This is a genomic window from Erythrobacter tepidarius (assembly GCF_002155695.1).
Taxonomy (GTDB): Bacteria; Pseudomonadota; Alphaproteobacteria; order Sphingomonadales; family Sphingomonadaceae; genus Erythrobacter; species Erythrobacter tepidarius.
Genome location: NZ_MUYJ01000010.1, coordinates 134,814 through 160,026, shown reverse-complemented (window position 1 = coordinate 160,026; position 25,213 = coordinate 134,814). Strand labels below are relative to the sequence as shown.

The following is a 25,213-nucleotide window of genomic DNA, read 5'->3' as shown; positions in this document are numbered from 1 at the left end:
ACCTCATCAGCAAGCAGAATACCGGTTCGGGCGTATGGGCGGACACCGCTTATCGCTCGAAGAAGAACGAGGCGTTCCTCGAGCGGGGCATGTTCAAGAGCCACATCCACCAGAAGCGCACGCCGCGTCGGCCGCTGCCCAAACACATCGCCAGAGCCAATGCCAAGCGCTCCGCTGTGCGCTCGGCGGTCGAGCACGTGTTCGCATGTCAGAAGCACCGCATGGGGCTGTTCATCCGCACCATCGGCATCGCCAGAGCCCGGATCAAGATCGGCATGGCCAACCTTGCCTATAACTTCCAGCGCCTCGCCTGGCTCGAGGGGCAAGGTGCGCCTGCATAGCGCGAAAACGGACTGCTGAGCGGCACTCAGGCCCCGAAAACCGCGGAAACCAGGCCGAAAAGGCCAGCCTTCACGCACAAAAGACCGCGATCAGACCATCCGCGCCCTCATCAGGCCGAAAACAGCAGGTTCTTCGAGGTGTCCAGGTGACACGCGGGTCGGCGGTGATGCTGCTTACATCGGGGACGTAGATCAGCCCGCGGTTTCCGCGGCCATTGACCCCGAACACCGCTGAACGGCCATTGGTCGGATCGTTGAAGGTGTAGCTGTAACGCTGCCCCGAACGGACGTTGTAGAACAGCTCGACACGGGTGTTGTTGTCACCGAACAGCTCGGCATCATAGCCTGCGACCAGGCGGAACTGGTGATCCCGCTGATAATTTGCGGTGCCCTGCGCCGCGAAGTTCGGATCGGTAAAGGCGGTGTTGGTGTAGTTCGAGAACGCCACCGAGGAAGTGCCGGGGTTCTGATCGGTCACATCCTGGAAGGTGTAGGAACCATTCAGGAAGAAGCCCGCGTCCCAGACCTTGCTGAAGCGCGCCACCAGGTTCCAGCTTTCACCAAAGCTGGTATTGGTGAGCAGCATGTCGGTGTTTTCACCCGCAGAGCCAGTCAGCACGTTGTAGCGCGGACGGCCATCCGGCAGAGTGCCGGTCTGCGCGACCGAACGCAGATCGGTCCACTCGAGCGCGTTCTTGACGTTCGAGTAAATCACGTCGGCGCCGAGGTTCCAGCCGTCACCGAGAGGGCCCAGGTTGGCCTCGTAATCGACCGAACCCGAGAAGCGCCACTGCGAGGGCACCTTGAAGTTCGGATCGAGCGCATTGGTCGGGGAACCGGCAAAGCCCGCCTGCCGCACCGCGTCGATCAGGCTCTGCGGCACGCCGGTGCCGCCGGTGACGTTGTTGAGCGTGGCCGCGCCAATGGCCTGCAACTGGGCCGTGGTCAGGCCCAGCACCGCCTGCTCGGGCGAGGAGAAGGTGCCGTTGGCGTTGCGGCGGATCCGGACGCGCTGCAGCGTCGGCCCGGGGTTGGAATAGTTGTTCGAGATCCACACCAGCGGGTTGCCGCCGCCGAACAGACCGGCCGAACCGCGGATCTGCAGCCGATCGGTCGGCTTCCAGTTCAGGCCGAAGCGCGGCTGGAACAGGTCGCGGCCGTTGAGAGTCCCGGTGTTCGGGAAACCGAAGCGCTCGAGGAAGAACTGGTTGAAGAACGGGCGATCCGGCGTGTCGAACAGGTCGTAACGCATGCCGGCAACCACGGTCAGGGTGTCGGTCACGTCGATCGTGTCCATGATGCCGAAGGTCCAGCTATTATTCTGGAAGTCGGCGGTCACGGTGTCGATTCCGCCGCGCAGCGGGATCGCGATGTCGAGTTCGTTGGCGCGCTGGGCCTGGTAGTCGGCGAGGCTGTCGAACAGCCACGCACCCGACACGCGCTGAGCGAAGAGGTTGCGCACATCCTGACGACGACGCTCGGCGATCAGCTTAACGGTGTGGTTGTTGAGCTTGAGGGTCGCCTGGAATTCGATCGCCAGCGACTGGCTTTCCAGCTCGTTGGCCTGACGGCTGATGTCCGGACCGAACTGGATACGCTCCTGACCGGGCGAACAGACCGCCGGAGAGGCACCCGTGCCCGTGGTCGGATTGGTGGGATCAAGGCAGACGAGGAACTGGCCGAAGTCGCGGTTGCCACCCACCGGCACCTGCAGGCGGGTGTAATCGGCATAGGACACGCGCAGCTGGGTCGAGAAGAAATCGGTCCACTGATTGTTCGACTGGATGATCCCGAAGTGGTTCTTCGCGCCCTGCGTGTAGTTGTTCGACAGCAGATTGAAGGTCGGGTTGCCGTTGCCGATCGCGTTGATCTGATTGACGCCGGTCTGGCCGGCAAGCGCCGTGTTTTCGTTCCAGATGTAGGTCGCGGACAGGCGGTGGCCGTCAGCGACGTTCCAGTCGAGCTTGGTTACCAGCTTGTCGTCGCTTTCGACGATGTCCTTGGCCACGCCCAGCGTGTCGAAGTTGTAGGTGTTCTTGGCAATGGTGCTGACCAGATCGATGTCCGCCTGGGTGATGCCAAGCTGGCTCGGATCGATGTCGGCCGGGACGGTGTCGCGGGTGCGTTCATAGGTGACCGCGAAGAACAGCTTGTCCTTGATGATCGGGCCGGTGACCTGCGCGACATAGACCTGCGAATCGAACGCGCCGATGCGCTGCAGTTCACGCGCCTGATCGCCGCGCAGATCGTCGTTCTGATAATAGGCCGCACCGAGGAAGGTGAAGTTGTTGCCGCCCGACTTGAGCTGGGTGTTGATCGCACCGCCCTGGAAGAAACCCTGCTGGATATCGACCGGCGCGGTTTCGACCGAGAATTCGCCGATCGCGTCGATCGGCACCGGGCCGCGCGAGGAGACGAGGCCGCCGGATTCGAGACCGAAGGGATCACCAAAGGCGACACCGTCAACCGTGAAGCGGTTGAAGCGATTGTTCTGCCCGGCAATGCTGATCGCCCCGCCATTGGTTGCGTCAAGGGTGACGAGCGGATCGCGCGCCGCAAGGTTGCGGATGTCGCGGTTGATATTGGCGACGCCGGCGATGTCGCGGGCGGTCAGCACGGTGGCCGCGCCGGTGCCGAGCGTGATCGCCGAGCGGGTGCGCGCGCCGGAGACGACGATGGTCTTGCCGATATCGGCCAGCGAGACGCTCATACGCTGGGCCTGGCCAGCAGTCAGGAAGCCGATTTCCTGCTCGGCGCTTTCGTAGCCTTCCGCGGTCACCCTGACGGTGAACGGGCCGCCCAAGCGCAGGCCCGAGGCGTTGAAGCCGCCCGCCGAATCGGTCGTCTGGGTCGAGGTCGTGCCCGAAGGCACGTGGGTGACAACGACGGTCGCGCCCGCGATCGGGTTGCCATCCTGATCGACGACATCGCCGCGCACCGAGGAAGTGGTTTCCTGCGCGAAGGCCGGGGTGGCGACGAAGGTGGTGGTGGCGGCAAGGCTGACGACGCTTGCAGCAAGAAGATACCTAAGCTTCATGGAACTAGCCCCTGGAGACGATGGAGAGAGAGCTATGTGCCGGGTTAGGTTAGACCCGCGTGACTGCGGAAAAGCGACTGTTGTGTGACATATTGATGAAACCGGGCGGGCCGATAGCGCCTTTCCTCGGCAGGCGTGACCTGACGCACACAAAATCCGCCGGATTTAAGGCGGTTCTTGAGCAAGGTGTTGCATCCGCGCAACGAAACCGGTCGTGCAGCCGGGCTAATCGACGGCCCGACGCGGGTCGAATCAGGCGAGATTGATCTCGCGCAGGCGCTGCATCAGGAAATCGTGCGCGGTGATCGGCGGCGGCGGCGGATTCGCGTCGTCGGCTGAAACGCATTCCGGCAAGGGCTCGATCAGGAAATCGGGCCGGAAATGCAGGAAAAACGGCATGGAATAACGCGAGCGCCTCGCCGCTTCGCCGCGCGGATTGACGACGCGATGCGTGGTGGACCGCAGGCGGCCATTGGTCTGGCGTTCGAGCATGTCGCCGACATTGATCACCAGCGCGCCCTTGGTTGCCGGGATCGGCAGCCACTCGCCCTGCTTGGTCAGCAGCTCAAGCCCCGCTTCCTCGGCCCCCAGCAGCAGGGTGATGGTGTTGATGTCGCCATGCGCCGCAGCGCGGATCGCGCCTTCGGGGGCATCATCCGCGAGCGGCGGGTAATGCAGCAGCCGCATCACCGAATTGCCGTCCTTGACCGAGGCCGCAAAGAAATCGCGCGGCCGGCCGAGGTGCAACGCGATCGCTTCGAGCACCCGCGCGCCGGTCTGCTCGAAGGCGGCGAACAGCGCGGTGGTGGTTTCCTTGAAGCCCTCGACCTCCTCGGGCCAGATGTTGGGGGCCATGAACGCGGCCAGCGGGTGGCCGGCGGGCAGATCGCGGCCGACGTGCCAGAATTCCTTGAGATCGAACACCTCGGCATCCTTGGCTTTCTCGGTGCCGAAGGGGGTGTAGCCGCGCGCGCCGCCGCCGCCTGCGATCCTGTAGCGGCGCTTGACCGCATCGGGCAGCGCGAAGAAGGCCTTGGAGACAGCCTCCGCCTCGTCGATCAGATCTTGCGGAATGCCGTGATCGCGCACCACGGCAAAGCCGTATTCGGCAAAGCTGCGACCCAGCTCGTCGGCGATGGTCGCCAGCGGCTGGGCCAGCGAAACGGAGGCAATGTCAGTCATGGGCGCGGCCTTACACCCGTGCCCGCGTGACTGCCAAGCGCTTCTAGAGAGGCAGGAACAGGCTCGCCAGCGCCGCGCTCATCAGGTTGGCGAGGCTCCCGGCGGCAAGCGCCTTGAGACCCAGCTTGGCGATCACCGGACGCTGGTTGGGCGCAAGCCCGCCGGTCACCGCCATCTGGATCGCGATCGAGGAAAAATTCGCAAAGCCGCAAAGGGCGAAGGTCACGATCGCGCGGCTGCGCTCGGTCAGTTGGCCATCGGTCATCGCGCCCAGATCGATGAAGGCGACGAATTCGTTGAGCACGATCTTGGTGCCGAACAGCCCACCGGCGATCTGCGCCTGCTCCCAGTCGGCGATCCCGATCAGGAACATGACCGGCGCGAACACATAGCCGAGCAGCTTCTGGAAGCTGATCCCGGCCAGCCAGGTCGCCGCCGCGGGCGGCAGCGGCGCGCCGATCTGGTCGGCAAGGCTCACGATCCCGCCGCCGATCCCGGCGAGCATCCCGTTGGCCAGCGCGACGAGCGCGACGAACACCATCACCATCGCCCCGACCGCCACCGCGAGCTTGACCCCGGTCTGGGTGCCCTGCGCGGCGGCTTCGATGATGTTGGCAGGGCGCTGGCCCGCCTCGAAGGTTTCTGCCGCGGTGACTTCCTCGGCCTTGCCGGTCTCGGTGAGCGCGGCCGGGCCGAGCGCACTGATGCGCGCCTGTGGCAGTTCGATCTCCTGCCCGTTTTCGTCATACATCACCACCCGGGTCGCTTCGGCCAGCGCATTGGCCTTGCCCCGCACCCGTTGCACCGCGGCGGTGGCGATGCCGAGATCGCGGCCTTCGGCCAAGGGGGCATCGTCGGGCATGATGATCTTGGCCATCAGGATCCCGCCCGGCGCCGACATGAAGGCCGCCGCCAGCAGGAAGGGCACGGCCTGTTCGCCGATGAAGCTGGCATAGGCGGCAAGAATCGTTCCCGCCACGCCGGCCATGCCCACCGCCATCAGCGTGAACAGCCGCGCGGGCGGGAGCGCGGCGAGATAGGGCCGCACCACCAGCGGACTTTCCGACTGGCCGACGAAGATGTTGGCCGCTGCACCCAGCGCCTCGACCTTGCTGATGCCGGTGAACCAGCCGATCGCCCCGCCCACCCAGCGCACCAGCCGCTGCATGATGCCGAGGTGATAGAGGATCGAGACGATCGCGGCGAAGAACACGATCACCGGCAGCGCGGCGATAACGAAAGTGTTGGCGAAGGGATTGCTCTCCATCGGCCCGAACACCGCGGTGATCCCGATCTTGGAGAAATCGAGCAGCGCGATCACCCCGCCCGACAGGCCGCCGATCACCGCCACGCCGATATCGGTGCGCAGCACCACCAGCGCGGTGAAGGCCTGCAGCGCAAAGGCCGAGCCGACCACCCTGAGATTGATCCGGCGCTTCGCGGAGGACAGCGCGAAGGCGATGGCCAGTATGGCGATGACCCCTGCAAGGCTCAGCAGGATGGGCGTGATACTCTCGTTCACGGCAGCGGATGCCCTTCGACTGTGAGGAAGCGATGTGACCCTTGTTGCCCACCAGAGCACCTGCCCCCGCGTGCAGTGCCGAGGGGTGGCAGTTTGCGCGGCGAGTTGCAAGTCGGCATGCAAAGGGCCTGTGCGACATTGTGGTGACAGCCGTGCGCCAGACGCTTTTCATTTGCCCGCGCGCTGGGTAGCAGCTTGCTGCATGAACGATCCCCCGCCCGCCGCCGCTCCCTTCGCCGTGACCACGCCGCGGGGTCTTTCCATGCCGCTGGCGATGTTCGTCTACACGCTGCTTTATGGCGGAATGACGGTGCTGGCAGGGGTGCTCGCCTTCAAGCAGGTGCAGCTGTGGCCGACAAGCCTTGCGGTGGAGAGCGGGATCTTCCCCTTCCTCCTCCTCGTGGTGATTTCAAGTACGCTGTCGCAGCTCTACGGGCGCGAGGCGGCCAAGCGGATCGTGTGGTGGGGCTTCCTGCCGCTGGGCCTCTCGGCGCTGCTGATGCAGCTGGTGCTGGCCCTGCCAGCCTCGCCGGAGATGATCGCCTTCCGCCCGGATGATCTCGCCGCCTTCGAACGCGTGCACCAGTCGACCTGGCGGGTGTGGATGGCAGGCCCGGCCTCCTACATCGTCTCGCTCTTGCTCAATATCTGGATCTTCGACCGGCTGCGCGGCAGAGGAGAAGGGGAAGGCACGCTGGGCCTGATGATCCGCGGCGCGATTGCCTCGGCGCTCAGTCAGGCGGTGGACTCGGTGATCTTCATTACCCTCGCCTTCTACGGCGAGTTCGACATCACCGACCTGATGATCGGGCAGGTGCTGGCCAAGGTGTTCCTCAGCGTGGTGCTGGTGCCCCTGCTCATCACCTTTGGCGTGCGCACTGCGCGCTGGCTGGATGGACGGGCAGGCTGAAGCGGGCTTTCCCGCGCGGGCCCGATCGGCTATCCTGCCTAGCGTAACGGGGGGAGGAAAAGATATGAAATCCGGTCTTATCGTCGCGGCCGCGACAGTCCTCGCGCTGACCGGCTGTAACCAGAAGGTCGGCGGCCCGGGTGCGAGCACCTATTACGATTGCGGCAATGGCACGCGGCTCAAGGTCGACTATGTCGATGCGGGCAGCGTCATAGTGCAGATGAACGACAACCCGCCTGTCACCATCCCCGCCGACAAGTCCGCCTCGGGCGCGAAATACACCAGCGCCACGCACCAGTTCTGGAACAAGGGCGAGGAGGCGATGTGGACGGTCGGCCGGATGATGCCGATGGCTTGCGCGAAGGTCGCCGTCCCGCGCGGCATGTAAGGCCGGGCCGCTTCCTCATTGCAATCACCCCTTGTGCTCCGACGGTTCAGCGCGGCCTAACTTGCCCCCCGTGGTGCTTGCGGCCACCTTCGGCCACGCTGGCGCGGGGCTGCGACCAAACGCGCTTGAAAGACCGCTGTCCCGGATGCGCCTGAGGTGGCAGGATCGCAAGCGTGATCCGCCCTGCTCGCCCGCTTTGCCGCTCTCAGGATGCACCTTTCCCGGCGGCAGGCCTGCATGTTTCGGGCCAGTGCCGCATGTGCCTCCGGCACGGTTGACTGCCGAGTTGACTGCCAAGGCAGGCGCGCTCGCAGACGCAATCCGCCTAATCCAGCATCCGCTGCATGATCGCGCGCAGCTCGGCGCCCATGTCGGGGCGCGCCAGCGCGATCGCCAGCGTTGCCTCGACAAAGCCGACCTTGCTGCCGCAGTCGTAGCGCGCGCCGTCAAAGGTGACGGCGTGGAACGGCTGGGTGCCGATCATCTGCGCCATCGCGTCGGTCAGCTGGATCTCGCCGCCCGCGCCCCGGCCCTGATTTTCCAGCACCCGCATCACCTCGGGCTGAAGGATGTAGCGGCCCGAGATGATCTTGTTCGATGGCGCTGAGCAAACCGGCGGCTTCTCGACCAGCCCCCTCACCTCGATCAAGTTCCCACGCGTCTCGCCCGGGTCGATCACGCCATAGGACGAAACCTGCTCCATCGGCACCTCGAGCACCGAGATGAGGTTGCCGCCGACTTGCGCGTAGGCCTCCACCATCTGCTTCATGCAGCCGGTGCCGCCCTCGCGCGCAACCATCAACTCATCGGGCAGGAAGATCGCGAAAGGCTCGTCACCGACGATCGCTCGGGCGCACCAGATCGCATGGCCAAGGCCCAGCGGCACCTGCTGGCGCACCGCGATTACATCGCCTGGGGTCGCCCGGGTGCATTCGAGCACCGACAGGTCCTTGCCGCGCTCGGACATGGTCATTTCCAGCTCGAAGGCGATGTCGAAATGCTCGACGATCCCGGTCTTGCCGCGCCCGGTGACGAAGATCATCTGCTCGATCCCCGCCTCGCGCGCCTCGTCGACCGCGTACTGGATCAGCGGTCGATCAACCACCGGCAGCAGCTCCTTGGGGACAACCTTGGTGGCCGGGAGAAACCGGGTGCCCAGCCCGGCAACGGGAAACACGGCTTTACGGATCGGCTTGGGAGACATTTTGCGCCTTTGCTTGCTCAGATCAGAACGTCGACCGACCGCGGGTTCGCTTGCCGCCGTGCCGCGAGCGCAGGGCAAGGTCAATCATTGATCGCGCTCTATCGGCTGCGTGTTGCGCGAAAGGCACTTTTCGCTAAGGCGTGAGCCATGGACAAACTCATCATCCGCGGCGGCAACCGCCTTTCCGGCTCGATCCCGATTTCCGGCGCCAAGAACGCCGCGCTCACGCTGATACCCTGCGCGCTGCTGACCGAGGAGCCGCTGACCCTGCGCAACCTGCCGCGGCTGGCGGATATCGACGGCTTCCAGCACCTGATGAACCAGTTCGGGGTGACAACGGTGATTCAGGGCACGCGCCCTGAGGATTTCGGCCGGGTGATGAGCTTGGAGGCGCCCCGGATCACCTCGACCATCGCGCCCTATGATCTGGTGCGCAAGATGCGGGCGAGCATTCTCGTGCTTGGGCCCATGCTGGCCCGCGCGGGCGAGGCGACGGTTTCGATGCCCGGCGGCTGCGCGATCGGCAACCGCCCGATCGATCTGCATCTGAAGGCGCTCGAAGCCTTCGGCGCAAGGATCGAGCTGGCGGCGGGCTACGTCAAGGCCACCCAGCCCGATGGCGGACTGCCCGGAGGCGATTTCGACTTCCCGGTGGTGAGCGTCGGGGCGACCGAAAACGCGCTGATGGCAGCGGTGCTGGCGAAAGGCACCAGCCGGCTGTTCAATGCCGCGCGCGAGCCCGAGATCGTCGACCTGTGCAACATGCTGGTGGCGATGGGCGCAGAGATCGAGGGCATCGGCACGTCCAACCTCACCATCCACGGCGTGAAGCGCCTGCACGGCGCGACCTACCGTGTCATGCCCGACCGGATCGAGGCCGGCTCCTACGCCTGTGCCGCAGCGATCACCACCGGCGAAGTGCGGCTGGAAGGCGCGCGCGCCGACGAGATGATGGCGACGATCCACGCGCTCCAGGCGATTGGCTGCGACGTGTCATGGGATGCCAAGAGCGTCACCGTCGGGGCGAGCGGCCCGCTCAAGGCCACCAACCTCACCACCGCGCCCTATCCCGGCCTCGCCACCGACATGCAGGCGCAGCTCATGGCGCTGCTGTGCAGGGCGCAAGGCACCAGCGTGCTGAAAGAAACGATCTTCGAGAACCGCTTCATGCACGTGCCCGAACTGGCGCGCATGGGCGCGGACATCACCACTCAGGGCCGCACCGCGATCGTCAAGGGTGTTGACCGCCTCACCGGCGCCGAAGTGATGGCGACCGACCTGCGCGCCTCGATGAGCCTCGTCATCGCTGCGCTGGCGGCCGAGGGCGAAACGACCGTGCGCCGGCTCTATCACCTCGATCGCGGTTACGAGCGGCTGGAGGAGAAGCTCCAGCTGGTCGGCGCGGATATCGAGCGGGTGGACGACTAGGCGCGTCTGCGGTTCGCGAAGCGCGCCGGTCGAACTTGACAGAAGCTAGCTCCGGAACGGAAGCGGACGTTCCGTTTCTGGCGGCGATCTGCATGCGCTGCCTACGAGCGCAAGTGGGTGGCAGGCTGCCTTAACTCTTTAGGTTAATACACCTTCCCAGCTGAGGCCAGGTGAGTTAGGGATTACCTTGCCTTGGTTAGGCAGGGGGAAGATATGGCAATGAAAAAATGGGCTATAGTCGCTATCGCTGCCATTTTACTGGCGTTTCTTCTTTTCCGCCTAAAAGAGCCAGATTTTCCAAGCCTTCTAGGAAAGGAGGATGTTCCGGAGGAAGGAATACCGGCTGACGTTGACTTTCCTGTAGCTGTAGAGGTTAAGGGCGGAATGCTTGAAGTTGCTTACGTGACCGGCAGAAAAGTCTTCCCAAAATCTCAAGATCCTGAAATACTTGGGAAATCAGTTTCATATTGTCGAGAGAAGGCAAGTTGGATAGCTCCCTATAAGATCACTTATCGCTTACGATTGGGAGAGCGGTGGCCTATTCGTTATCGTAATGGCACCTTGATCGCACGCGTGCCCGAACTAGAACCTTCACTTCCTGTAGCGATAGATTCCAAAGGCTTAACCGAGGGGGCTGGCGAAAGTTGTTGGTTTTTTCCGGATTTGGGGACCCGCCAAAAGGCTCTCAAATCGATCAGTCCCGCGTTGGCTCGTATTGCCAATAGTAGCAAAACAAAAGATTTTGCTAGAGAGAAAGCTAGAAAGACTGTAACTCAATTTCTTCGGACTTGGGCGTTCAATCAAGATCAATACTCAGAAATCAGTCCTGATACCAAGATCGTTGTAATCTTTCCTGGCGAGTGATTCATTTTGAACCATTCATGAATTGATAAAGGTCCGCTTGTGGCTCGAGAGCCGAAGGCCCGCGTCGCGCGAGCTTTGGGCAAAAGCAGACCTTCCCCTCAGCGCGGAAGTTCGGATACCCCCATCAGCGCTTCATCCACGCTGCGCGCGCATTGGCGGCCTTCGCGGATTGCCCAGACGACAAGGCTCTGCCCGCGCCGCATGTCGCCGCAGGCGAAGACGCCGGGCACGCTGGTGGCATAGCGCGTCGTGTCGGCATCGACGTTGCCGCGCGCATCGAGCGCCACGCCCGCCTGTTCGAGCAGCCCGGCCTTCTTCGGCCCGACAAAGCCCATCGCGAGCAGGATCAGATCGGCCGGAAGGGTGAACGCGCTGCCGGCGATTTCGTGCATCTGTCCGCCCTGCCACGCGACTCGGACACATTCGAGACCGGTCACGGTCTCGCCGTCGCCGAGCACGCGCTTGGCCAGCACCGCCCAGTCGCGCTCGACGCCTTCCTCATGGCTCGACGAGGTGCGCAGTTTCAGCGGCCAGTCGGGCCAGGTCAGCGCCTTGTCTTCCTTCTCGGGCGGTTTGGGCATGATCTCGAGCTGGGTGACGCTCTTGGCGCCCTGCCGGTTCGCGGTGCCGACACAATCGCTGCCGGTGTCCCCACCGCCGATCACCACCACGTGCTTGCCGGTGGCGAGCAGCGACCCGCGCGGCGCGGCGCGCAATTCGTCATCACCGGCGACCCGCTTGTTCTGCTGGGTGAGGAATTCCATCGCCAGCCGCACCCCCGGCATCTCCGCCCCGGGGATCTGCAGCTGGCGCGCATCTTCCGCACCGCCCGCCAGCACCACCGCGTCGAAATTCTCCTGCAGCGATGCAAAGGAGATGTCGACCCCGACTTCCTTGGAGGTTTTGAAGGTCACCCCTTCCGCCTCCATCTGCACGCAGCGGCGGTTGATGAGGTGCTTTTCCATCTTGAAGTCGGGGATGCCGTAGCGCAGCAGCCCGCCGACACGGTCGGCCTTCTCGAACACGGTGACCGAATGGCCCGCACGCGCCAGCTGCTGGGCGCAGGCCAGCCCCGCCGGGCCGGAGCCGACGATGGCAACTGACTTGCCGGTCTTCTTCTCGGGCAGCTTCGGCGTGATCCAGCCTTCCTTCCACCCGCGATCGACAATCGCACATTCGATCGACTTGATGGTGACCGGCTGGTCGATGATGTTCAACGTGCACGCTGCCTCGCACGGGGCGGGACAGATGCGGCCGGTGAATTCCGGGAAGTTGTTGGTGGAATGGAGCATGTCGAGCGCACGCTTCCAGTCCGCCTCGTAGACGAGATGGTTCCAGTCCGGGATCAGGTTGTTCACCGGACAGCCGTTGTGGCAGTAGGGAATACCGCAATTCATGCAGCGCGAGGCTTGCCCCGTCAGCGTCGCATCATCCGGTTGAATGACGAATTCGCGATAATTCTTCAGGCGTTCCTTGGGATCGAGATAGTCCCGCTCGCGGCGGTCCAGCTCGAGAAATCCGGTTTCCTTGCCCATGTCTGTCGTCTCGTTCCTGAATCTCTATTCCGCGGCGACGCTGGCGGCTTCGTTGCGTTCCGTCTCGAGCTTCTTGAGCGCCCTGGCATAGTCGCGCGGCATGACCTTGACGAAGCGGGTCAGCGCCGTCTCCCAGTCGGCCAGCAGCGCGCCCGCGAGCTTGCTGCCGGTGTGGAGCTGGTGCCGCTCGACGAGGATGCGCAGCCGCTCGGCATCGTGGCGCAGCATGTCGCCCATGCCGAAATCATTGACCGAGCGCGGGCGCTGAGCCGGGCGGCCCGTTCCTTCCTCGGCATCCGGGGTGGAGGAAACCGGCAACAGATCGACCTGCGCATGATTGACGAGGTCCTTGAACGTCCCCTCGGGATCATAGACATAGGCGACCCCGCCGCTCATGCCGGCAGCGAAGTTGCGCCCGGTCTTGCCCAGCACCACCACCACGCCGCCAGTCATGTATTCGCAGCCGTGATCCCCGGTGCCCTCGACCACCGCGATCGCGCCCGAGTTGCGCACCGCGAAACGCTCGCCGGCGACGCCGTTGAAATAGGCCTCGCCCGCAATCGCGCCGTAAAGCACGGTGTTGCCAACGATGATGTTCTCGTTCGAGGCGCGCGGCGCGGACTCCGGCTGGCGCACAATGATCCGCCCGCCCGACAGGCCCTTGCCGACATAGTCGTTGGCATCGCCGACCAGATCGAGCGTCACCCCATGGGCCAACCACGCACCGAAGCTCTGGCCGGCAACCCCGGTGAAGTTGATGCGGATGGTGTCGATCGGCAACCCCTCATGGCCGTAGATCCTGGCGATCTCGCCCGAGAGCATCGCGCCCACCGTGCGGTTGACGTTGCGGATCTCGTAGGCGAGCTGCACCGGCTGCCGGGTGTCGATGGCGGTGCGGCAATCGGCGATGAGCCGGTTGTCGAGCGCGGCTTCGAGCCCGTGATCCTGCGTGCTGGTCTGGCGCAGCGATGCCCCCGCCTTGAGCGGCACCTGGTGGAGGATGCGCGACAGATCGACGCCGCGCGCCTTCCAGTGGCGCTCCATCCGGCGGCTGTCGAGCCGATCGACCCGGCCAACCATCTCGGCGACGGTGCGAAAGCCCATCTCGGCCATGATCTGGCGCAGTTCCTCGGCGACGAAGAAGAAGTAGTTGATGACATGCTCGGGTTGGCCGGTGAAGCGCGCACGCAGCACCGGATCCTGCGTGGCGACACCGACCGGGCAGGTGTTGAGGTGACACTTGCGCATCATGATGCACCCGGCCGCAATCAGCGGCGCGGTGGCAAAGCCGAATTCGTCCGCGCCCAGCAGCGCACCGATGGCCACGTCGCGGCCCGTGCGCAGGCCGCCATCGACCTGCACCGCGATGCGCGCGCGCAGGTCGTTGAGCAGCAAGGTCTGCTGGGTTTCGGCAAGGCCGATCTCCCACGGCGAGCCGGCATGGGTCAGCGAGGTCAGCGGCGAGGCGCCGGTTCCGCCGTCATAGCCAGCGATGGTGACATGGTCTGCGCGCGCCTTTGACACCCCCGCGGCGACCGTGCCGACACCCACTTCGGACACCAGCTTGACCGAAATCCGCGCTTCGGGGTTCACGTTCTTCAGGTCGTGGATCAGCTGCGCAAGATCCTCGATCGAATAGATGTCGTGGTGCGGCGGCGGCGAGATGAGGCCAACGCCGGGGGTCGAATGGCGCACCGCGCCGATCCGCTTGTCGACCTTGTGCCCAGGCAGCTGCCCGCCCTCGCCCGGCTTGGCGCCCTGCGCCATCTTGATCTGGATGTCGTCCGCATTGACAAGGTATTCGGTTGTCACCCCGAACCTGCCGCTCGCGACCTGCTTGATCCGGCTGCGCATCGAATCGCCATTGGGAAGCGGCTTGAAGCGGAACGGCTCCTCCCCGCCCTCACCCGTGTTCGAGCGCCCGCCGATGCGGTTCATCGCGATCGCCATGGTCGAATGGGCTTCGTGACTGATCGACCCCAGGCTCATCGCGCCGGTCGAGAAGCGCTTCACGATCTCGCTCGCAGGTTCGACCTCCTCGAGCGGGATCGGCTTGTCGGCCTTCTTGAACTCGAGCAATCCGCGGATCGTCAGCAAGCGTTCCGACTGCTCGTTGATCGACCTGGCGAACTCCGCGTAGTTCTTGGGATCATTGCCGCGCACCGCGTGCTGCAAGGCGGCGACGTTCTGCGGTGTCCAAGCGTGCTCCTCGCCGCGCAGGCGGAATTGATAGATACCGCCGACATCGAGCATCCCGTCATAAAGCGGGTTGTCACCGTAGGCCTGGCGGTGGCGGCGCAGCGCTTCCTCGGCGACTTCGGTCAGGCCGATGCCTTCGATGGTGGTGGCGGTGCCCGTGAAGTACTGTTGGACGAAGGCGGACGATAGCCCGACCGCGTCGAAGATCTGCGCGCCGCAATAGGACTGGTAGGTCGAGATGCCCATCTTGGACATCACCTTGCGGATGCCCTTGCCCACGCCCTTGATGAAGTTCTGCTGCACCTTGGCGGGGCTGAGATCAGGGTGGCGCTTGGCGCGCAGGGCCTCGATCGTCTCGAAGGCGAGATAGGGGTTGATCGCTTCCGCGCCGTAACCCGCGAGCACACAGAAGTGATGCACCTCGCGCGCCTCGCCGGTTTCGACCACGAGGCCGGTCTGCATCCGCAGGCCCTGCCGCACGAGGTGGTGGTGGACGGCAGCGGTCGCCAGCAGCGCCGGCATGGGGACGCGGGTCTCGCTCTGGCCACGGTCGGACAGGACCAGGATGTTGTGATCCTGCAGCACCGCCTCGGTGGCGGCCCAGCACATTTCCTTGATCGCCAGGGCTATGCCCTCGGCCCCGCTCGAAGCGTCCCAGGTGATGTCGATGGTGGCGCAGCGGAACGCGCCGTCGAGCGCCTCTTCCACCGAGCGAATCTTGGCGAGATCCTCGTTGGTGAGGATCGGCTGATCGACTTCGAGCCGCTTGTGCGTCCCGGCATCGCGGCCCAGAAGGTTGGGGCGCGGGCCGATCATCGAGGTGAGGCTCATCACCAGCTCTTCGCGGATCGGATCGATCGGCGGGTTGGTAACCTGCGCGAAGTTCTGCTTGAAATAATCATAAAGCAGCCGCGGGCGGTTGCTCAGCACCGCAAGCGGCGTGTCGGTGCCCATCGAACCGACCGGATCGTCGCCCTCCAGCGCCATCGGTTCGAGGAAGCGGGAAATATCCTCCTGAGTATAGCCGAAGGCCTGCTGGCGCTGGAGCAGCGTGCCTTCTTCCGCGGGGATCGCGGCCAGTTCGGGCACCACGTCGGTGATGTCGGTGAGCTTGTACTGCGCCTGCTTGAGCCATTCGGCATAGGGTTCGGCCCTGGCGAGATCGGCCTTGAGCTCGTCATCCTCGATGATGCGGCCCTGTTCGAGGTCGATCAGCAGCATCTTGCCAGGCTGGAGCCGCCACTTGCGCACGATGTCATCCTCGGCAAACGGCAGCACGCCGCTTTCCGAAGCGAGGCAGACGATGTCGTCCTTGGTCACGCAGAAACGCGCGGGCCGCAAGCCGTTGCGATCAAGCGTCGCGCCGATCTGGCGGCCATCGGTGAAGCACACCGCCGCCGGGCCGTCCCACGGTTCCATCAGCGCGGCGTGATATTCGTAGAAGGCGCGGCGGTCTGGGTCCATCAAGGGGTTGCCGGCCCAGGCTTCCGGGATCAGCATCATCATCGCATGGGCCAGCGAATATCCGCCCGCGATCAACAATTCGAGCGCGTTGTCGAGGCAGGCGGTGTCCGATTGCCCATGCGGGATGATCGGCCACATCTTGTCGAGATCGGGGCCGAGCAGATCGCTTTCCATCGTCCGGCGGCGCGCATTCATCCAGTTGACGTTGCCGCGCACCGTGTTGATCTCGCCATTGTGGGCGATGAAGCGAAAAGGGTGGGCAAGCCGCCAGCTGGGGAAGGTGTTGGTCGAGAAACGCTGGTGCACTAGGCCCAAGGCCGAAACACATTCGGGATCGCGCAGATCGTCGTAGAAGCTGCCCACCTGCGTCGCCAGCAGCAGGCCCTTGTACACGAGCGTGCGGGTCGAAAAGCTGGGGATGTAGGTCTCGGTCACGCCGGGCAGGCCGTGCCTTTCGGCCAACTGCGCGAGCGGGTTCTGCACCTGCTTGCGGATGGTGAGGATCTTGCGTTCGAAGGCATCCTGATCGGCGCAGTTTTCCCCGCGCGCGATCACTGCCATCTCGATCACCGGCATCGAAGCGATCACCGCCGCGCCAAGCCCGTCCTTGGTGGTCGGCACCGCGCGCCAGCCGATGAAGCGCTGGCCTTCCTTGGCGGTGAAGGTCTCCATCCGCGCCTTGACGAAGGCGCGCGCTGCCTCGTCCTGCGGCAGGAAGCACATCGCCACGGCATATTCGCCCGGGGGCGGCAAGTCATGGCCATTGCCCTGCGCCCAGCGACGGATCAGCGGATCGGGAATCTGGATGAGAATCCCCGCGCCATCGCCCAGCAGCGGATCGGCCCCCACCGCGCCGCGGTGATCGAGCTTTTCGAGAATCTCCAGCGCCTGCGTGATGATCGCGTGGCTCTTGGCGCCCTTGATATGCGCGACCATGCCGACGCCGCAGGCATCGTGTTCGTTACGGGGGTCATAAAGACCCTGGGAGACGGGGTATCCCATGGCAAAAGTCCGATCTGTCAGATGCCGACAGGCGCATTGTGGCAGTTGCGGGCCTAACGGGCGCATGGCGACGATTGTTCCGGGCAAGGGTCAGCGCAGGCGGCCTGCCTTCCCCGGTTTCGGGCCCCTCATGCCGACAGGAAGAGGTTTTGGCAATGGCCTTGCGTGAAGTATTATTTCTCGCAGACCTATTCAGACTATCAATAGATTGCGCTCACCGCATCATACGCGGCCAAGGGCTTGCAGGATTTGCGGGAATCAGTGCCGCCTCAGGCGGCCCCGCGCAGTTCCCGCAGGCGCGTCAGCGCCGCGCGCAGCGGCTCGCTATGCACCGGTGCGCCAGCCTCCGGCCCGAAGGCAGCGAGCGCCCTGAGCGCTTCGGCCAGCGCGGCATCGCGGCGGGCCTGATCGGCGCGGTGGTCGCTCGCGCCCGGCCCGATGGACTGGTGTTCCTGGAGCGCGGCGGCAAACCGCTCGACCATCTGCACGAGGCTCAATTCGCTGGTCGGCACCGCGCGCAGACGTGCGATCGCACTCGCGCCGAGCGGGTGCGGAGCGGGTGTCGCGGCGCGCGCGTCCGGCCCGGCCACCGCTTCCGGAACGTCGGCAGCAGCGGCCACCTCAGCCCCGGCCTGCGGCGCAGCGACAGCTGCGCGGCCAGCCTCGCGATCGCTGCGGTCTTCCACCCACACCGCGTTGCGGCCCGGCAGGGCGGCGAATGCGGCGAGATCGAGCTCGAGCGGCGGTGGCGGGATTTCCCCGCTCACCCTGGTTTCGGCTTCTGCTTCGGCCTCGGCTTCGGCTGCAAATGCAGGCTTCAGCTCGGAAAAGGGCACGGCCTCGATCGGATCATCGAGACAGCGGCTGCCGAGGTCGTTGGCCGGATCGATGGTCTGCACGCGGTGCAGCGGCGTCGCTGCGAGCGAGGTCGTGTCCTTCACCCGGCGCGATGTGCGGCGGGTGATCAGACCGGCGATGGCCAGCATCGCCCCTCCTAGGACCAGCGCGGCAAGCGCGGCGAGCGCCAAGGGCGCTTTGGCTCCGATCGCGGCCAGTCGGGCCTGGGCGGCCGCTTCGAGCAGCAGATTGCGCGGCAAGACCAGCACCACCAGACCGCCGAGCGCGGCGCCCCACAGGCCGAGTACCGCGCCGAACAGCGGATGCAGCGCCAGAGGACGGCGAAGCGGCTTGCTGCCTGCCGCGCTGTTCGCCGGTTTGCCTCGCCCACGTCCCATGCGCCGCCTCATCCTGCCTTGCGTCGTTGCTGGCGGGCTAGCAAGAGATGGTAAACAGAGAGATAATCACGCGCATTTGCTGCCCAGTCGTGGTGGGCGCGCACGTGCGCGACGGCGCGGTCCCTGATCGCCTCCCATTGATCCTGTGCATCGATCAGCCGGGCGAGCGCGGCGGCGCAGGCGGCGGGATCGTCTGGCGCGAACAGCGTGCCGGTTTCACCGTCGGTGATCAGCTCGCGGTGTCCGCCGACGCTCGATGCGGCCACCAGGCGGCGCTGCGCCATCGCTTCGAGTGGCTTGAGGGGCGTGACCAGATCGGTAAGGCGCTGGGCCTTGCGCGGATAGGCAAGCACGTCGATCAGCGAATAGTAGCGTTCGACCTGTGCGTGCGGCACGCGGCCGGCGAAAATCACCGCCTCGGGCTCGGGCAGCGCGGCAGCCGCCGCGCGCCAGGCTGCGTCCATCGGCCCGGCACCCACCAGCAGCAGCCGCGCGCCGGGGTGCGTTTTCCGCAAGCGCGGCATCGCGGCAATCAGATCATCGACGCCTTCATAGGCGTAAAAGCTGCCGATATAGCCGATCACCGGCGCGCCGCCGGTGAGACCGAGATCGCGCGCCAGGTTTTCGTCCCGGCGCACCGGCGCGCCGAACAGCTCCAGATCGACCCCGTTGGGCATGACCGCGATTGCCTCGGCCGGGATGCCGCGTGCGACCAGATCCGCCTTGAGCCCGTGACAGATGGTGAACACCGCGTCGGCCTGCTTCACCACCTGCGTTTCCAGCGCGCGGGTGAGGCGATATTTGAGGCTGCCCTCGGTGCCCGAAAGGTTGCCGACCGCCGCGTCTTCCCAGAAGGCGCGGATTTCATAGACGAAGGGGATGCCCAGCGCGCGCGCCGCGCGGCTTGCCGCCACGCCGCAAAGGGCGGGCGAATGGGCGTGGATGATGTCGGGCCGCCAGTCCCGCGCGACGCGATGGATCGCCGCGTCGAGCGCCTCGATCTCGCCCAGTTCGCGCAAGGGCGGCGGGCCTGCCGGAGTGCCGGGGGTGCGGTGGAAGTCGAGCCCTTCAGCGTGCTCGGGCGACTGGCCGGGCGCGGCTTGGCGATTGTGCCGCTGGCCGGTGATCCCGCGCACGTCCAGCCCGTGGCCCTGCTGCGCCTTCATGATCGCGCGGGTGCGGAAGGTGTAGCCGGAGTGCAGCGGCAGCGAATGGTCGAGAACATGAAGCACGCGGATCATGGCCCTAAGCCCTAGCGCGGGTGTGCTTAACGCCGCGTCAACTCGACAGGCGTAAAGCTGCCTGACCGTCCACCCCCGGAGGCGCATGGGATGATCGACTATTTCGCGCTCGCGCTTGGCCATGGCCTGATGGCCATCGCGCTGCTGCGTCTGGTGCTGCGCGCCGATCTCGATGCCGATCCGCTGATCGGGCAACTCAAGAAGGACATCGCCGACAACCGCATGGCGGCCAGCACTTCCGGGCGCAACGCCGCACGGCGCGCACGTGCGAAGGCGGCGGAACGCGGGGCAGGTGTCAGTCCTGGCGTTCTCGGCGCGGACAGGCGGGCCAGCCGCAGGCCGACGCGGTAGCGCGACGAAGATGCGCGATCTCGCCTTCCTCGCCTTCATCGGCTATATCCTGCTGCTGGGATTGAAGCGGCCGTTCCTATGGGTGCTGCTCTATGTCTATATCGACATCCTCGCGCCGCAGCGGATCGGCTATTCGCTCATCACCAGCCTGCCGGTTTCGCTGATCGCCTTTGCCGCAGCCTTCGGCGGTTGGCTGGTGCTCGATCGCAAGGAGGGCGTTCGATTCTCGGTCCGGCAGGGGCTGATGCTGGCGCTGCTGCTCTATTGCTGGTGGACCACCGGCCGCGCCGATTTCCCGCTCGATGCCGCGACCAAATGGGATTGGGTGTGGAAGGCGCTGCTGTTCGCGATCTTCCTGCCCTTCACCCTCACCACCCGCGTCCGGATCGAGGCGCTGGCGCTGATGCTGGTGCTGACCATCGCCACCATTGTGATCGGAACGGGAATGAAGACGATCTTCGGCGGCGGCGGCTACCAGAACCTCAAATTCTTCGTGAACGACAACAGCGGGATCTATGAAAGCTCGACCCTCGCGACGGTGGCGATCGGGCTGATCCCGCTGATCTGGTGGTTCACCCGCCACGGCACGGTATTCCGCCCGCACTGGCTGGTGACGGGTTTCGCCATCGCGCTCACCTTCGCCTGCCTGCTGGTGCCTATCGGCACCGAGGCGCGCACCGGGCTGTTGTGCATCGCTGCGCTCGGCATCCTGCTGCTGCGCTATACCAGAAGGCGCCTGCTGTTCCTCGCCGGGGCGGGCGTGCTGGGGCTGTCGGCGCTGCCGTTTCTGCCGCAGTCCTATTACGAGCGCATGGCAACCCTGGCCGAACCGGGGGGCGACGAAAGCGCTTCGACCCGCGTGGCGGTGTGGAAATGGACGCTCGATTACGTTGCCGCAAAGCCCTTCGGCGGCGGGTTCGACGCCTATCGCTCGAACCGCTTCACCTATGTGATGCCGGTCAAGCAGGTCGCGGGAAACACCACCACGGTCACTTACCAGCCGGTCGAGGACAGGGGCCGCGCCTTCCATTCCGCCTTCTTCGAGCTGCTGGGCGAACAGGGCTGGCCGGGGCTGGCGATCTGGCTGGTGCTGCACGGACTCGGCCTCATCCAGATGGAGCGCATCTATCGCCGCTGGAAGGGGGTCGAGGCCGAGGCAGAGGCGTGGATCGCGCCCTTTGCCGCAGCCCTGCAGATGGGCGCGCTGGTCTATCTCGTGGGTGCGACCTTCCAGGGGATCGGCTACCAGCCGGTGATGCTGATGCTGGTGGGGCTGCAAACCGGGCTGGCCACCTATTGTGCACGGATCGATTCGGCCCGCGCGCTGCACCGGCGCAGCGCGGCGCGGCGCGCGGCTGTCGACGACAAGCTCCGCGGTGCCGTAGCGGCATAGCCGAGCGTGTTGCACTGGCCCTGTTGTTGCGCCATGACGCCAGCGCACAAAGCGCGCGGCGGGCACGGGATCTCGCCGTCGCAGCACGAGGAGGAGCCGCATGAGTCCGCAAGAGATCGCCGCCAAGGTCGGCGAGCATTTCGCCACCAGCGAATGGGTCGAGATGAGCCAGGAGCGCATCAACCAGTTCGCCGATGCGACCGGTGACCACCAGTTCATCCACGTCAACCCAGAGATGGCCAAGATGACCCCGTTCGGCGGGACCATCGCCCACGGCTTCCTGACGCTGTCGATGATCCCCTACCTCAGCGCGAACAGCGACATGCCGCGCCTCGACGGGATCAAGATGGCCGTCAACTATGGCGGGAACAAGACCCGCTTCATCGCCCCTGTCCGCTCGGGCAAGCGCATCCGCGGCCATTGGAAGCTGCTCGAAATGGTCGAAAAGCGCCCCGGCCAGTGGCAACAGACCGTCGAAATCACGATCGAGATCGAGGGCGAGGACAAGCCCGCCCTGATCTGCGAATGGATGACGCTGTTCTTCGTCTGACACCATAGCTCTCGCCCGCGCCGCATCGGCGCTGCACCGGCAAGGCAAGCATCGAATCAAGGATACCCCAACATGGCACGTGACGCCGTTATCGTCTCCACCGCCCGCACGCCGATCGGGCGCGCTTACAAGGGCGCCTTCAACGCCACCCCCGGCGCCACGCTCGGCGCGCTGAGTCTTGCTCCGGCGATCGAACGCGCCGGCATCGAAGCCGGCGAGATCGACGACGTGGTGTGGGGCGCGGTGCTGACCCAAGGCACCCAGGCAGGCAATATCGGCCGGCAGGTCGCGCTGCGCGCGGGCTGCCCGGTGAGCGTTTCGGCCCAGACCATCGACCGCCAGTGCTCTTCGGGCCTGATGGCGATCGCCACCGCGGCCAAGCAGATCATCGTCGACAACATGGATATCGTCGTCGGCGGCGGTCAGGATTCGATCTCGATGGTGCAGACGCCGGAAATGCGCGTCGCGCCCGATCGCTCGCTGATCGCGATGCACAAGGATATCTACATGCCGATGCTGGCCACGGCGGAGACCGTCGCCAAGCGCTACAATATCAGCCGCGAGGCGCAGGACGAATACGCCTACCAGTCGCAGATGCGCACCGCCGCCGCTCAGGCCGCCGGCAAGTTCGACGACGAGATCGTGCCCGTCACCGCCACCATGCAGGTCAAGGACAAGGCAACCGGCGAAGTCAGCGAAGTCGAGGTGACCCTCACCAAGGACGAAGGCAACCGCCCCGAAACCACGCTGGAGGGCCTGCAGGCGCTCCAGCCGGTGATGGGCCCGGGCATGAACATCACCGCCGGCAATGCCTCGCAGCTGTCGGACGGTTCCTCGGCCGCGGTGCTGATGGAAGCGAAGATCGCCGAACGGCGCGGGCTTCAGCCGCTCGGCCGCTATGTCGGCATGGCAGTCGCTGGCACCGAGCCTGACGAAATGGGCATCGGCCCGGTCTTCGCGATCCCCAAGCTGCTGAAGGCCACCGGCCTCAAGATGGACGACATCGGGCTGTGGGAGCTGAACGAGGCCTTCGCGGTGCAGGTGCTTTATTGCCGCGACAAACTCGGCATTCCCAACGACATCCTCAACGTCAACGGCGGCTCGATCTCGATCGGCCACCCCTACGGCATGACCGGCGCGCGCTGCACCGGCCACGCGCTGATCGAAGGCAAGCGCCGCGGGGCGAAATATGTCGTCGTCACCATGTGCGTGGGTGGCGGCATGGGCGCGGCGGGGCTGTTCGAGGTGTTCTGATGAGTCTTTTGCGGCCTACCGCTGACGCTACTTGAGGCCGGGGCGGGTAACCAGATCAGACGGCGCGGGGGGCTTCCTCCCGCGCCGTTTTCATGTGCCGCAAGGCCGCTTTCCTACCTTGCCGTGTCGCGGCAGGGTGCGGGCATGAGCGATCCGCGCGCTCGTCCGGTGAAAACCAGCCCGTCGGGCGGTGCTGAGGCGGGTTTGCGTTTTTCGCTTCAGGACAGTATCTCCTGTGTCTCCTACAGGCGGGAAGCTGAACGAGGCGCACCGCTTTCTGCGGACTGCGCAAGATGGCGTATTCTGGCTTGCCGATCGCACTTCTAAAACCGGCCGCGCCATTTGCGAAGGAACATCCGGTGAAACAATCGCTCGTCAACCTGCTGCCCCCCGCCACGCTGGCTGCGGTGATCGCCTTCTGGGGCCTCGCGCCGCAGGCGTGGATCGAAGCGCCGTGGACCCTCATGATCGTCGGGCTTGTGGTGATTGCCTTCGTGCAGCTGCTCGAGCTGCTATGCGAACGCCACGAGGACTGGCGCATCAACCGGCGCGAGCTTGCCACCGACGTGTTCTACGTCGCCTTCGGTTACGGCGTGATCGGCTTCCTCACCGAGACGCTGATCGACGGCCCGCTGGGCGAATTGAAGCAGGCCTGGGGCATCGCCACGCCGTGGCTCGAAGCCAGCCCCTTCCTGGTGCAGGTGCTGGTGGTGCTGTTCACCTTCGAATTCGGCCAGTACTGGATGCACCGCGCGATGCATAACTGGTATCCGCTGTGGCTGATCCACGCGCCGCATCATCACGTGACGCAATTGAACGCGATGAAGGGCTTCATCGGCAATCCGATCGAGCTGTTCCTGATCAGCATCGGGGTGATTTCCCTGCTCGATGTCGATAGGAACGCGCTGTTCGCCGCGATCACCGCGGGCCTCGTGATCACCACCTATGCCCATGCCAACGTCAGGGCCGATCCCCCCATCTGGTATGGCTTCTTCCTCACCACCATCCGCAACCACAGCCTGCACCATACCGCGCTCAGCTATGAGGACACGCGCTGCAACTATGGCAACGCGGTGATCTTCTGGGATCGCGTGTTCGGCACCTACAAGGAAGGCGAAAGCGCGGTGGTGGGCCAGGACGAGCGCAGGCGGCTGTCGATCAGGGAACAGTGGCTGTTCCCGTTCATGCCGCTGTTTGAACGCGCGAAGCGGCTGGAAAGCTAGGCGCGCGGCGGGCGGGGGAAGAGCACCGGGGTGCGGGCGACATAGGCCTGCCACGCCGGATCATCGCCCCAGCGCTTCTTCGCGATGGCATCGAGCAGATTGATGCCGCTCACCTTGGTCAGCAGCAGCGCGACGAAGACCGGCGAGAACAGCACCAGCCAGTTCAGCCCCGCGAGCTGCGGCAGGGCGATCACCAGAATGCCGGCCCACAGCGTAATCTCGCCGAAATAGTTGGGATGCTGCGACCACGCCCACAGGCCGGTGGTGATGAACCTGCCGTGATTGGCCGGATCGGCCTTGAACCGGCGCTTCTGATCATCGGCGATCACCTCGAAAGCAAAGCCGATCACCCACAGGGCCGTGCCCGCCCAAAAGAAAACATCGAGCGGCCGTGGTTCGGGCGCGGTGATGATCACCAGCGCCGCCGATGCGGTGAAGATCACCCAGCAGGCCTGCAAGGTCCACGCCACCAGAAAGCGCGGCGGGTTGACCTTGATCTTCTCGAACCGCACATCGCTGCCACCGGCCGCGTGGATGCGCAAGAACAGGAAGGCGCCGAGGCGAATGGTCCAGACACCCACCATCGCGGCGACCGCGAGCGAACGGGCATCGAGCGAAGGGGCTGCGGCGCAGGCCGCCAAGATCACCGAAAGATAGGTGATCGCCCCGGTAGTGTCATAGAAGCGGTCCGACTGGAAGGCAGCCGCCGGAATGAAGGCAAGCCAGTTGACCCCGAAGGCGATCAAGGCACAGGCGAACACCGCCGGCAGGCCCGCCAGCGGCACCGAGCCGCTGCCGGCGAACCAGGCGAAGGCAAGCCCAAGGGCGCTCGCCACCAGGACCACCACCAGACTGCGCGCGGCGTGCTGGAACGACATGCTCCCGCCCCC

Annotated in this window: 19 protein-coding genes; 10 read left to right on the top strand and 9 right to left on the bottom strand. The window is 65.2% G+C overall.

Features of this window, described 5'->3' with window-relative positions; translation table 11 throughout:
* A partial coding sequence (locus tag BZF61_RS11405; RefSeq protein ID WP_143736936.1) for a transposase occupies window positions 1-341 on the top strand: 341 nt, incomplete at its 5' end.
* A gap of 70 nt (window positions 342-411) precedes the next feature.
* On the opposite strand, the gene BZF61_RS11400 is transcribed toward BZF61_RS11405, so the two are convergent.
* The 3 genes from BZF61_RS11400 to BZF61_RS11390 form a co-directional block, all read right to left on the bottom strand.
* On the bottom strand, window positions 412-3,378 hold the full coding sequence (locus tag BZF61_RS11400) for a TonB-dependent receptor (RefSeq protein ID WP_086619351.1): 2,967 nt from the start codon (window positions 3,376-3,378) through the stop codon (window positions 412-414).
* 252 nt (window positions 3,379-3,630) lie between these two features.
* Window positions 3,631-4,560: an isopenicillin N synthase family dioxygenase gene (locus BZF61_RS11395; RefSeq protein WP_086619350.1), complete on the bottom strand. Its 930-nt coding sequence runs from the start codon at window positions 4,558-4,560 to the stop codon at window positions 3,631-3,633.
* A gap of 43 nt (window positions 4,561-4,603) precedes the next feature.
* Window positions 4,604-6,082: a NupC/NupG family nucleoside CNT transporter gene (locus tag BZF61_RS11390; RefSeq protein ID WP_245804601.1), complete on the bottom strand. Its 1,479-nt coding sequence runs from the start codon at window positions 6,080-6,082 to the stop codon at window positions 4,604-4,606.
* Between the two features lie 202 nt (window positions 6,083-6,284).
* Here BZF61_RS11390 and BZF61_RS11385 point away from each other — a divergent pair, with 202 nt between their 5' ends.
* Window positions 6,285-6,992, top strand: a complete 708-nt coding sequence (locus BZF61_RS11385) for a queuosine precursor transporter (RefSeq protein WP_086619348.1) — start codon at window positions 6,285-6,287, stop codon at window positions 6,990-6,992.
* A gap of 64 nt (window positions 6,993-7,056) precedes the next feature.
* Window positions 7,057-7,380 (top strand): MliC family protein, encoded by a 324-nt coding sequence (locus BZF61_RS11380; protein ID WP_158094097.1) that lies wholly within the window; start codon window positions 7,057-7,059, stop codon window positions 7,378-7,380.
* A gap of 325 nt (window positions 7,381-7,705) precedes the next feature.
* On the opposite strand, the gene BZF61_RS11375 is transcribed toward BZF61_RS11380, so the two are convergent.
* Window positions 7,706-8,584 carry a UTP--glucose-1-phosphate uridylyltransferase gene (locus BZF61_RS11375; RefSeq protein WP_086619379.1) on the bottom strand — a complete coding sequence of 293 codons (879 nt, stop codon included), beginning with the start codon at window positions 8,582-8,584 and terminating at the stop codon, window positions 7,706-7,708.
* Between the two features lie 147 nt (window positions 8,585-8,731).
* Here BZF61_RS11375 and murA point away from each other — a divergent pair, with 147 nt between their 5' ends.
* A complete protein-coding gene (gene murA, locus BZF61_RS11370) occupies window positions 8,732-10,012 on the top strand; it encodes a UDP-N-acetylglucosamine 1-carboxyvinyltransferase (RefSeq protein ID WP_086619345.1) in 1,281 nt (426 codons plus the stop codon).
* Between the two features lie 219 nt (window positions 10,013-10,231).
* Window positions 10,232-10,876, top strand: coding sequence for a hypothetical protein (locus BZF61_RS15620; RefSeq protein ID WP_143737026.1), 645 nt, complete (start codon window positions 10,232-10,234; stop codon window positions 10,874-10,876).
* Window positions 10,877-10,974: 98 nt separating this feature from the next.
* On the opposite strand, the gene BZF61_RS11365 is transcribed toward BZF61_RS15620, so the two are convergent.
* From BZF61_RS11365 to BZF61_RS11350, 4 genes are all read right to left on the bottom strand, one after another.
* Window positions 10,975-12,411 (bottom strand): glutamate synthase subunit beta, encoded by a 1,437-nt coding sequence (locus BZF61_RS11365; RefSeq protein ID WP_086619343.1) that lies wholly within the window; start codon window positions 12,409-12,411, stop codon window positions 10,975-10,977.
* A gap of 24 nt (window positions 12,412-12,435) precedes the next feature.
* The gene (gene gltB, locus BZF61_RS11360) at window positions 12,436-17,076 is read right to left on the bottom strand and encodes a glutamate synthase large subunit (RefSeq protein ID WP_086619341.1); all 4,641 of its coding nucleotides are present in this window, start codon (window positions 17,074-17,076) and stop codon (window positions 12,436-12,438) included.
* Between the two features lie 269 nt (window positions 17,077-17,345).
* Window positions 17,346-18,311, bottom strand: a complete 966-nt coding sequence (locus BZF61_RS11355) for a hypothetical protein (protein WP_143737024.1) — start codon at window positions 18,309-18,311, stop codon at window positions 17,346-17,348.
* An 8-nt stretch (window positions 18,312-18,319) separates the two neighbouring features.
* Window positions 18,320-19,552, bottom strand: coding sequence for a TIGR04063 family PEP-CTERM/XrtA system glycosyltransferase (locus BZF61_RS11350; RefSeq protein ID WP_086619338.1), 1,233 nt, complete (start codon window positions 19,550-19,552; stop codon window positions 18,320-18,322).
* A 90-nt stretch (window positions 19,553-19,642) separates the two neighbouring features.
* On the opposite strand from BZF61_RS11350, the gene BZF61_RS11345 reads away from it, so the two are divergent.
* From BZF61_RS11345 to BZF61_RS11325, 5 genes are all read left to right on the top strand, one after another.
* Window positions 19,643-19,903 carry a hypothetical protein gene (locus BZF61_RS11345; RefSeq protein WP_086619337.1) on the top strand — a complete coding sequence of 87 codons (261 nt, stop codon included), beginning with the start codon at window positions 19,643-19,645 and terminating at the stop codon, window positions 19,901-19,903.
* Between the two features lie 10 nt (window positions 19,904-19,913).
* Entirely contained in the window at window positions 19,914-21,296 is a 1,383-nt protein-coding gene (locus BZF61_RS11340; protein ID WP_086619335.1) for a DUF5935 domain-containing protein, read from the top strand.
* Between the two features lie 100 nt (window positions 21,297-21,396).
* A complete protein-coding gene (locus tag BZF61_RS11335) occupies window positions 21,397-21,846 on the top strand; it encodes a MaoC family dehydratase (RefSeq protein WP_086619333.1) in 450 nt (149 codons plus the stop codon).
* A 72-nt stretch (window positions 21,847-21,918) separates the two neighbouring features.
* Window positions 21,919-23,100, top strand: a complete 1,182-nt coding sequence (locus BZF61_RS11330) for an acetyl-CoA C-acyltransferase (RefSeq protein ID WP_086619332.1) — start codon at window positions 21,919-21,921, stop codon at window positions 23,098-23,100.
* 359 nt (window positions 23,101-23,459) lie between these two features.
* A complete protein-coding gene (locus tag BZF61_RS11325; protein WP_086619377.1) occupies window positions 23,460-24,323 on the top strand; it encodes a sterol desaturase family protein in 864 nt (287 codons plus the stop codon).
* Here the strand turns inward: BZF61_RS11325 and BZF61_RS11320 are convergent.
* Entirely contained in the window at window positions 24,320-25,201 is an 882-nt protein-coding gene (locus BZF61_RS11320; protein ID WP_086619330.1) for a DUF1295 domain-containing protein, read from the bottom strand. The two genes, BZF61_RS11325 and BZF61_RS11320, sit on opposite strands and share 4 nt — an antisense overlap.
* Between the last annotated feature and the right edge of the window lie 12 nt (window positions 25,202-25,213).

What these genes read in the sequence shown, in the direction of transcription:
- BZF61_RS11400 (WP_086619351.1), bottom strand. Translation starts at nt 3,378, where the DNA reads ATGAAGCTTAGGTATCTTCTTGCTGCAAGCGTCGTCAGCCTTGCCGCC.
- BZF61_RS11395 (WP_086619350.1), bottom strand. Translation starts at nt 4,560, where the DNA reads ATGACTGACATTGCCTCCGTTTCGCTGGCCCAGCCGCTGGCGACCATC.
- BZF61_RS11385 (WP_086619348.1), top strand. Translation starts at nt 6,285, where the DNA reads ATGAACGATCCCCCGCCCGCCGCCGCTCCCTTCGCCGTGACCACGCCG.
- BZF61_RS11380 (WP_158094097.1), top strand. Translation starts at nt 7,057, where the DNA reads ATGAAATCCGGTCTTATCGTCGCGGCCGCGACAGTCCTCGCGCTGACC.
- BZF61_RS11375 (WP_086619379.1), bottom strand. Translation starts at nt 8,584, where the DNA reads ATGTCTCCCAAGCCGATCCGTAAAGCCGTGTTTCCCGTTGCCGGGCTG.
- murA (WP_086619345.1), top strand. Translation starts at nt 8,732, where the DNA reads ATGGACAAACTCATCATCCGCGGCGGCAACCGCCTTTCCGGCTCGATC.
- BZF61_RS15620 (WP_143737026.1), top strand. Translation starts at nt 10,232, where the DNA reads ATGAAAAAATGGGCTATAGTCGCTATCGCTGCCATTTTACTGGCGTTT.
- BZF61_RS11365 (WP_086619343.1), bottom strand. Translation starts at nt 12,411, where the DNA reads ATGGGCAAGGAAACCGGATTTCTCGAGCTGGACCGCCGCGAGCGGGAC.
- gltB (WP_086619341.1), bottom strand. Translation starts at nt 17,076, where the DNA reads ATGGGATACCCCGTCTCCCAGGGTCTTTATGACCCCCGTAACGAACAC.
- BZF61_RS11355 (WP_143737024.1), bottom strand. Translation starts at nt 18,311, where the DNA reads ATGGGACGTGGGCGAGGCAAACCGGCGAACAGCGCGGCAGGCAGCAAG.
- BZF61_RS11350 (WP_086619338.1), bottom strand. Translation starts at nt 19,552, where the DNA reads ATGATCCGCGTGCTTCATGTTCTCGACCATTCGCTGCCGCTGCACTCC.
- BZF61_RS11345 (WP_086619337.1), top strand. Translation starts at nt 19,643, where the DNA reads ATGATCGACTATTTCGCGCTCGCGCTTGGCCATGGCCTGATGGCCATC.
- BZF61_RS11340 (WP_086619335.1), top strand. Translation starts at nt 19,914, where the DNA reads ATGCGCGATCTCGCCTTCCTCGCCTTCATCGGCTATATCCTGCTGCTG.
- BZF61_RS11335 (WP_086619333.1), top strand. Translation starts at nt 21,397, where the DNA reads ATGAGTCCGCAAGAGATCGCCGCCAAGGTCGGCGAGCATTTCGCCACC.
- BZF61_RS11330 (WP_086619332.1), top strand. Translation starts at nt 21,919, where the DNA reads ATGGCACGTGACGCCGTTATCGTCTCCACCGCCCGCACGCCGATCGGG.
- BZF61_RS11320 (WP_086619330.1), bottom strand. Translation starts at nt 25,201, where the DNA reads ATGTCGTTCCAGCACGCCGCGCGCAGTCTGGTGGTGGTCCTGGTGGCG.